A 9,129-nucleotide genomic window follows, 5' to 3' on the forward strand; every position below is an offset into this window, starting at 1 on the left:
CTCTGAATACTATTATTCAAGTGGGCTTTTATTTGTTTTATCATGGGAAATCCCTCCTTAACTATAAGTTTATCACATAAAAAAGAAACCCAAATACAGAATTGTATTTGAATTTCTTAACTTAATGACATTGAGCTAATACAGAGCTTGTTTCAGGAGAGAGCGAGCATCCAACTAATGAAGCTGACAAGCAGCATGAAGGGGAACACGCTAGAGAAAACAAGCCAGAAAAGGCAGAAGGAGTAGCGACAGCATCTGAAACTGCTTCGCCAGCAAGCAATGAAGCTGTAACTACTGAAACTGCAGAAGCAAAACCTAAGTCTGACAAGGAAACAGAAGCAAAGCCTGAAGCAACTAGCCAAGGGGATGAGTCTAAGCCAGCAGCAGAAGCTAATAAGACTGAAAAAGAAGTTCAGCCAGATGTCCCTAAAAATACAGAAAAAACATTAAAACCAAAGGAAATCAAATTTAATTCTTGGGATGAATTGTTGAAATGGGAACCAGGAGCTCGTGAAGATGACGCTATTAACCGCGGATCTGTTGCCCTCGCTTCACGTCGGACAGGTCATTTGGTCAATGAAAAAGCTAGCAAGGAAGCAAAAGTTCAAGCCCTATCAAACACCAATTCTAAAGCAAAAGACCACGCTTCTGTTGGTGGAGAAGAGTTCAAGGCCTATGCTTTTGACTATTGGCAATATCTAGATTCCATGGTTTTCTGGGAAGGTCTCGTACCAACTCCTGACGTTATTGATGCAGGTCACCGTAACGGGGTTCCTGTATATGGTACACTCTTCTTCAACTGGTCTAATAGTATTGCAGATCAAGAAAAATTCGCTGAAGCTTTGAAGCAAGACCCAGATGGTAGCTTCCCAATTGCCCGTAAATTGGTGGATATGGCCAAGTATTATGGCTATGATGGCTATTTCATCAACCAAGAAACAACTGGGGATTTGGTTGAACCTCTTGGAGAAAAGATGCGCCAGTTTATGCTCTATACCAAGGAGTATGCTGCTAAGGTAAAACATCCAATCAAGTATTCTTGGTACGATGCCATGACTTATAACTATGGACGTTACCACCAAGATGGTTTGGGAGAATACAACTACCAATTCATGCAACCAGAAGGAGATAAGGTTCCAGCAGACAACTTCTTTGCTAACTTTAACTGGGATAAGGCTAAAAATGATTACACTATTGCAACTGCCAACTGGATTGGTCGTAATCCTTATGATGTATTTGCAGGATTGGAATTGCAACAGGGTGGTTCCTACAAGACCAAGGTCAAATGGAATGACATTTTAGATGAAAATGGGAAATTACGCCTTTCTCTTGGTTTGTTCGCACCAGATACCATTACAAGTTTAGGAAAAACTGGTGAAGATTATCATAAGAATGAAGATATCTTCTTTACAGGTTATCAAGGTGATCCTACTGGCCAAAAACCAGGAGACAAAGATTGGTATGGGATTGCTAACCTAGTTGCGGACCGTACGCCAGCAGTAGGTAATACTTTTACTACTTCTTTTAATACAGGCCATGGTAGAAAATGGTTCGTAGATGGTAAGGTTTCTAAGGATTCTGAGTGGAATTACCGTTCAGTTTCAGGTGTTCTTCCAACATGGCGCTGGTGGCAAAAATCAACTGGCGATAAGTTGAAAGCAAGCTATGATTTTGAAGATGCTTATAATGGTGGAACTTCTCTCAAATTTGCAGGGGATCTTTCAGGTGCGACCAAGCAAGATGTTAATTTGTACTCTACTCGCTTGAAGGTGACAGATACAACCAAATTGCATGTTGCCCACAAAGGAGGCAAAGGTACCAAGGTTTATGTAGAATTTGCAACCAAGAAAGATTATACCTACGGTGATGAAGCTGCCCGTAAAGAATTGACAGTTTCAGATAACTGGACTACCGATGATTTTGATTTGAGTGCCTTGGCAGGTAAAACAATTTACGGTATTAAACTCTATTTTGAAAATGATAAAGACCTAAAAGGTTATCAATTTAACCTGGGGCAATTGACCATCAGCAATAATCAAGATGCTCCTCAGGCACCAACTACAGTAGCTGTAGCCAAACAAGTCCTTAAAAATGCCCAAGAAGCAGAAGCAGTTGTGCAATTTAAAGGCAACAAGGATGCAGATTTCTATGAAGTTTACGAAAAAGATGGAGACAGCTGGAAATTACTAACAGGTTCATCTTCTACAACTATTTATCTACCAAAAGTTAGCCGTTCAGCAAGTGCTCAAGGTACAACTCAAGAACTGAAGGTTGTAGCAGTCGGTAAAAATGGAGTTCGTTCAGAAGCTGCGACAACAACCTTTGATTGGGGCATGACTGTAAAAGATACCAGTCTACCAAAACCGCTAGCTGAAAATATCGTTCCAGGTGCAACAGTTATTGATAGTACTTTCCCTAAGACTGAAGGTGGAGAAGGTATTGAAGGTATGTTGAATGGTACCATTACCAGTCTTTCAGACAAGTGGTCTTCTGGACAGTTAAGTGGTAGTGTGGATATTCGTTTGACCCAGCCACGTACAGTTGTTAGATGGGTGATGGACCATGCTGGAGCTGGTGGAGAATCTGTAAACGATGGTTTGATGAACACCAAAGACTTTGACCTCTATTATAAAGATGCGGATGGTCAATGGAAGTTGGCTAAGGAAGTCCGTGGCAATAAAGCCCATGTTACAGATATTACCCTTGACAAACCTATCACAGCTCAAGATTGGCGCTTGAATGTTGTCACTTCTGACAATGGAACTCCATGGAAGGCTATTCGTATCTATAACTGGAAAATGTATGAAAAGCTTGATACTGAAAGTGTCAATATTCCGATGGCCAAGGCTGCAGCCCGTTCTCTAGGCAATAACAAGGTACAAGTTGGCTTTGCGGATGTACCGGCCGGAGCAACCATTACCGTTTATGATAATCCAAATTCTCAAACTCCGCTTGCAACCTTGAAGAGCGAAGTTGGAGGAGACCTAGCAAGTTCACCATTTGATTTGACAAATCAATCTGGTCTTCTTTACTATCGTACCCAGTTGCCAGGCAAGGAAATTAGTAATGTTCTAGCAGTTTCCGTTCCAAAAGATGATAGAAGAATTAAGTCAGTCAGCCTAGAAACAAGACCTAAGAAAACAAGCTACGCCGAAGGGGAGGATTTGGACCTTAGAGGTGGTGTTCTTCGAGTTCAGTATGAAGGAGGAGCTGAGGACGAGCTTATTCGCCTAACTCACGCGGGTGTATCAGTATCAGGTTTTGATACGCATCATAAGGGAGAACAAAATCTTACTTTACAATATTTGGGGCAACCGGTACATGCTAATTTATCAGTGACTGTTACTAGTCAAGATGAAGCAAGTCCGAAAACTATTTTGGGAATTGAAGTAAGTCAGGAACCGAAAAAAGATTACCTAGTTGGTGATAGCTTAGACTTGTCTGAAGGACGCTTTGCAGTGGCTTATAGCAATGACACCATGGAAGAACATTCCTTTACTGATGAGGGAGTTGAAATTTCTGGTTACGATGCTCAAAAGACTGGTCGTCAAACCTTGACGCTTCGTTATCAAGGTCATGAAGTCAACTTTGATGTTTTGGTATCTCCAAAAGCAGCATTGAACGATGAGTACCTCAAACAAAAATTAGCAGAAGTTGAAGCGGCTAAGAACAAGGTGGTCTATAACTTTGCTTCACCAGAAGTAAAAGAAGCCTTCTTGAAAGCAATTGAAGCGGCTGAACAAGTGTTGAAAGACCATGAAACTAGCACCCAAGATCAGGTTAATGACCGACTTAATAAATTGACAGAAGCTCATAAAACTCTGAATGGTCAAGAGAAATTTACGGAAGAAAAGACAGAACTCGATCGCTTAACAGGTGAGGCTCAAGAACTCTTGGCTGCCAAACCAAACCATCCTTCAGGTTCTGCCCTAGCTCCGCTTCTTGAGAAAAACAAGGCCTTGGTTGAAAAAGTAGATTTGAGTCCAGAAGAGCTTGCGACAGCGAAACAGAGTCTAAAAGATCTGGTTGCCCTATTGAAAGAAGACAAACCAGCAGTCTTTTCTGATAGTAAAACAGGTGTTGAAGTACACTTCTCAAATAAAGAGAAGACTGTCATCAAGGGCTTGAAAGTAGAGCGTGTTCAAGCAAGTGCTGAAGAGAAGAAATACTTTGTTGGAGAAGATGCTCATGTCTTTGAAATAGAAGGTCTAGATGAAAAAGGTCAAGACGTTGATCTCTCTTACGCTTCTATTGTGAAAATTCCAATTGAAAAAGATAAGAAAGTGAAGAAAGTCTACTTCTTACCTGAAGGAAAAGATGCAGTAGAATTGGCTTTTGAACAAACGGATAGTCATGTCATCTTTACAGCACCACACTTTACTCATTATGCCTTTGTTTATGAATCTGCTGAAAAACCACAACCTGCTAAACCAGTAGAAAAAGTTATTTCAAGCAAGGAACCAGCTGAAGGTGTCAAGAATTTGGTTGTGGATACTCCGAAATTAGAAGTTGAAGAGACAAGTATTGCCTTCGAACACCAAGAACGTCCAAATCCAAATCTTACAGTCGGTCAACGGCAACTTGTCCAAGCAGGAGTTGAAGGACAAATTCGCCGTTTGATTGAAGTAGATAGTCAAGGCAATCGTACGCTTCGCGCTACAGAAGTTTTGAAAGAAGCAAGCCCTGAAATCGTAGAAGTAGGTACTGGTCTCATTCCTGCCAATCCAGCACCACAAAACACAGACCTTCCAAAACCTACTAATCAACCGGCTTCTGATCAACAAAAGGCTCCTAAATTGGAAGTTCAAGAGGAAAAGGTTGCCTTTGACCGTCAAGAGCATGAAAATGCCGAGATGCTAGTTGGGGAACAACGAGTCATCATACAGGGACGAGATGGTCTATTAAGACATATCTTTGAAGTTGATGAAAACGGTCAGCGTCGTCTTCGTTCAACAGAAGTCATCCAAGAGGCGATTCCAGAAATTGTTGAAATTGGAACAAAAGTAAAAACTGAACCAGCAGTAGCGCCTACACAAGAAAAACCAGCCCAAAATACAGCAGTTAAATCAGAAGAAGCAAGCAAACAATTGCCAAATACAGGAACTGCTGATGACAATAAAGGCCTAATAGCAGGATTGGCAAGCCTTGGTCTTGCTAGTTTAGCATTGACATTGAAACAGAAAAAAGAAGATGAAGATTAAATATCGAAAAATCTTGTGAAATCTTTCCTTATATTTCCAAAGTGTGATATAATAGTTTCGAATAAAATAAATAAAGGGGTTTTTGTAACATGGCAAAACTTACTGTTAAAGACGTTGACTTGAAAGGTAAAAAAGTCCTCGTTCGTGTTGACTTCAACGTACCATTGAAAGATGGCGTAATCACTAACGACAACCGTATCACAGCAGCTCTTCCAACTATTAAGTACATCATCGAACAAGGTGGACGTGCAATTCTTTTCTCTCACCTTGGACGTGTGAAAGAAGAAGCTGATAAAGCTGGTAAATCACTTGCTCCTGTAGCAGCAGACTTGGCAGCTAAATTGGGCCAAGACGTTGTTTTCCCAGGTGTCACTCGTGGTGCTGAATTGGAAGCAGCGATCAACGCTCTTGAAGATGGACAAGTTCTTTTGGTTGAAAACACTCGTTACGAAGATGTTGACGGCAAGAAAGAATCTAAAAACGATCCTGAACTTGGTAAATACTGGGCATCACTTGGAGATGGTATCTTCGTAAACGATGCATTCGGTACAGCTCACCGTGCACACGCATCTAACGTTGGTATCTCAGCAAACGTTGAAAAAGCAGTTGCTGGTTTCCTTCTTGAAAACGAAATTGCCTACATCCAAGAAGCAGTTGAAACTCCAGAACGTCCATTCGTGGCTATCCTTGGTGGTTCAAAAGTTTCAGACAAGATCGGTGTTATCGAAAACTTGCTTGAAAAAGCTGATAAAGTCCTTATCGGTGGTGGTATGACTTACACATTCTACAAAGCACAAGGTATCGAAATCGGTAACTCACTTGTAGAAGAAGACAAATTGGATGTTGCGAAAGCTCTTCTTGAAAAAGCAAACGGTAAATTGATCTTGCCAGTTGACTCAAAAGAAGCTAACGCATTTGCTGGTTACACTGAAGTGCGTGACACTGAAGGTGAAGCAGTTTCTGAAGGCTTCCTTGGTCTTGACATCGGTCCAAAATCTATCGCTAAATTTGACGAAGCTTTGACTGGCGCTAAAACAGTTGTATGGAACGGACCTATGGGTGTATTTGAAAACCCAGACTTCCAAGCTGGTACAATCGGTGTGATGGACGCTATCGTGAAACAACCAGGCGTTAAATCAATCATCGGTGGTGGTGACTCAGCTGCCGCAGCAATCAACCTTGGTCGTGCAGACAAGTTCTCATGGATCTCTACTGGTGGTGGAGCATCAATGGAACTTCTCGAAGGTAAGGTTCTTCCAGGACTTGCAGCCTTGACAGAAAAATAAGATTTTATAAATAAATCAAAGAAGAGAGGGATGAAAGTTCCTCTTTTCTTTTGCTTAAAATAAAAACGCTTCCTCTCAACTATTACTCATAAAAATCACCGATTTATGATAAAATGGAAATAGAAAGTTGAGATTATGAGTTATTTTAAAAAATATAAATTCGATAAATCCCAGTTCAAACTTGGTATGCGAACCTTTAAAACAGGTATTGCTGTTTTTCTAGTTCTTTTGATTTTTGGTTTTTTTGGCTGGAAAGGTCTTCAAATCGGTGCTTTGACAGCGGTTTTTAGTCTGAGGGAGAGTTTTGATAAGAGTGTTCATTTCGGAACTTCGCGTATTCTAGGAAATAGTATCGGTGGCCTCTATGCCTTGGTTTTCTTCCTAATAAATAGTTTTTTCCACGAAGCCTTTTGGGTGACCTTGGTAGTTGTTCCAATCTGCACCATGTTAACCATTATGACAAATGTAGCCATGAATAACAAAGCAGGGGTTATTGGTGGTGTAGCGGCTATGTTAATCATTACCCTATCGATTCCGAGTGGAGAGACAATTTTGTACGTATTTGCGCGTGTATCAGAAACGTTCATGGGAGTTTTTGTCGCAATTCTCGTAAATTACGATATTGATCGTATTCGGCTCTTTTTAGAGAAAAAAGAAAAATAATGTTACATTTTATAACATTATCAATTGACGTTTGTCTTTTTTTAGACTATAATAGACAGAAAGAAGGAAATTGTAAATGAAGGAAAAAGAATTTCGCCGTAATATGGCTGTTTTTCCTATCGGCAGTGTTATGAAGTTGACCGATCTATCGGCGCGTCAGATTCGTTATTATGAAGATCAAGAGTTGATTAAGCCTGATCGAAACGAAGGGAACCGTCGCATGTATTCCTTGAATGACATGGATCGTCTACTTGAAATCAAAGATTATATCTCTGAAGGTTATAATATCGCTGCCATTAAGAAAAAATATGCTGAACGTGAAGCGAAATCCAAGAAAGCGGTGAGTCAGACTGAGGTGCGTCGTGCACTTCACAATGAACTCCTCCAACAGGGTCGCTTTGCTTCAGTACAGTCACCTTTTGGTCGCGGTTAGGCAACCGCAAGTAGTCATAATTAAGGAGAAAACTCATGCCAATCACAGCTGCAGATATTCGTCGTGAAGTCAAGGAAAAAAATGTTACCTTTATCCGTCTCATGTTCTCAGATATTTTGGGAACCATGAAAAACGTCGAAATTCCTGCTACAGATGAACAGTTAGATAAAGTCTTGTCAAACAAGGCTATGTTTGATGGATCTTCTATTGAAGGTTTTGTACGTATCAATGAGTCAGATATGTACTTGTACCCTGACTTGGATACATGGACAGTCTTCCCGTGGGGAGATGAAAATGGAAGTGTTGCAGGTTTGATCTGTGATGTCTATACAACAGAAGGCGAACCATTTGCAGGTGACCCTCGTGGCAATTTGAAACGTGCTCTTCGTCACATGGAGGAAGTAGGATTCAACTCCTTCAACCTTGGACCAGAGCCAGAATTCTTCCTATTTAAACTAGATGAAAATGGAGACCCAACACTTGAAGTGAATGACAAGGGTGGCTACTTTGATTTGGCGCCTACTGACCTTGCTGACAATACACGTCGTGAGATTGTCAATGTCTTGACCAAAATGGGATTTGAAGTAGAAGCGAGTCACCACGAGGTTGCGGTTGGTCAACACGAGATTGACTTTAAGTACGATGAAGTTCTCCGTGCTTGTGATAAGATTCAAATCTTTAAACTTGTTGTTAAAACCATTGCTCGCAAACATGGTCTTTACGCAACCTTTATGGCAAAACCAAAATTTGGTATTGCTGGATCAGGTATGCACTGTAATATGTCCTTGTTTGATGCAGAAGGAAACAATGCCTTCTTTGATCCAAATGATCCAAAAGGAATGCAGTTGTCAGAAACTGCCTACCATTTCCTTGGCGGTTTGATCAAGCATGCCTACAACTATACTGCTATCATGAACCCAACGGTTAACTCATACAAACGTTTGGTTCCAGGTTATGAAGCGCCTGTTTACATTGCTTGGGCTGGTCGTAACCGTTCGCCACTTGTGCGCGTGCCTGCTTCACGTGGTATGGGAACTCGTCTTGAGTTGCGTTCAGTCGATCCAATGGCGAACCCTTACATCGCTATGGCTGTTCTTTTGGAAGTTGGTTTGCATGGTATTGAAAATAAAATCGAAGCACCAGCTCCTATCGAAGAAAATATCTACATCATGACAGCAGAAGAGCGCAAGGAAGCTGGTATTACAGACCTTCCATCAACCCTTCACAACGCTTTGAAAGCTTTGACAGAAGATGAGGTTGTCAGAGCAGCTCTTGGGGAACATATCTATACTAGTTTCCTTGAAGCCAAGCGAATCGAATGGGCAAGTTATGCTACCTTCGTTTCACAATGGGAAATTGATAACTATTTAGATCTTTATTAATATTAATATAGAAGAAAGATTGCCTGTGGGTCAATGTCATTAAGTTAAGAAATTCAAATACAATTCTGTATTTGGGTTTCTTTTTTATGTGATAAACTTATAGTTAAGGAGGGATTTCCCATGATAAAACAAATAAAAGCCCACTTGAATAATAGTATTCAGAG

Annotated in this window: 5 protein-coding genes and 1 pseudogene; all 6 read left to right on the forward strand. The window is 40.8% G+C overall.

Translation table 11 applies throughout. From position 1 onward, the window contains the following. Positions 1-569 precede the first annotated feature (569 nt). Positions 570-3,542 (forward strand): annotated as a pseudogene (locus CYK18_RS10505) (endo-beta-N-acetylglucosaminidase); the annotation flags it as partial. Between the two features lie 201 nt (positions 3,543-3,743). Then, on the forward strand, positions 3,744-5,201 hold the full coding sequence (locus tag CYK18_RS11275) for an LPXTG cell wall anchor domain-containing protein (RefSeq protein ID WP_419991811.1): 1,458 nt from the start codon (positions 3,744-3,746) through the stop codon (positions 5,199-5,201). Between the two features lie 89 nt (positions 5,202-5,290). Then, complete coding sequence (locus tag CYK18_RS10510) at positions 5,291-6,487, forward strand: phosphoglycerate kinase (protein ID WP_001096743.1); 1,197 nt, start codon at positions 5,291-5,293, stop codon at positions 6,485-6,487. A gap of 135 nt (positions 6,488-6,622) precedes the next feature. Beyond that, positions 6,623-7,150, forward strand: a complete 528-nt coding sequence (locus CYK18_RS10515; protein ID WP_000119914.1) for an FUSC family protein — start codon at positions 6,623-6,625, stop codon at positions 7,148-7,150. A gap of 76 nt (positions 7,151-7,226) precedes the next feature. Then, positions 7,227-7,583 carry a transcriptional repressor GlnR gene (glnR, locus tag CYK18_RS10520; protein WP_000659547.1) on the forward strand — a complete coding sequence of 119 codons (357 nt, stop codon included), beginning with the start codon at positions 7,227-7,229 and terminating at the stop codon, positions 7,581-7,583. Between the two features lie 35 nt (positions 7,584-7,618). Continuing rightward, complete coding sequence (glnA, locus tag CYK18_RS10525; protein WP_070526519.1) at positions 7,619-8,965, forward strand: type I glutamate--ammonia ligase; 1,347 nt, start codon at positions 7,619-7,621, stop codon at positions 8,963-8,965. Positions 8,966-9,129 lie beyond the last annotated feature (164 nt).

It is taken from the genome of Streptococcus mitis, from assembly GCF_002860865.1.
In the GTDB taxonomy this organism is placed as follows: Bacteria; Bacillota; Bacilli; order Lactobacillales; family Streptococcaceae; genus Streptococcus; species Streptococcus mitis_AT.

Coding starts and splice junctions, on each gene's coding strand:
- CYK18_RS10510 (WP_001096743.1), top strand. CDS start 5,291: ATGGCAAAACTTACTGTTAAAGACGTTGACTTGAAAGGTAAAAAAGTC.
- CYK18_RS10515 (WP_000119914.1), top strand. CDS start 6,623: ATGAGTTATTTTAAAAAATATAAATTCGATAAATCCCAGTTCAAACTT.
- glnR (WP_000659547.1), top strand. CDS start 7,227: ATGAAGGAAAAAGAATTTCGCCGTAATATGGCTGTTTTTCCTATCGGC.
- glnA (WP_070526519.1), top strand. CDS start 7,619: ATGCCAATCACAGCTGCAGATATTCGTCGTGAAGTCAAGGAAAAAAAT.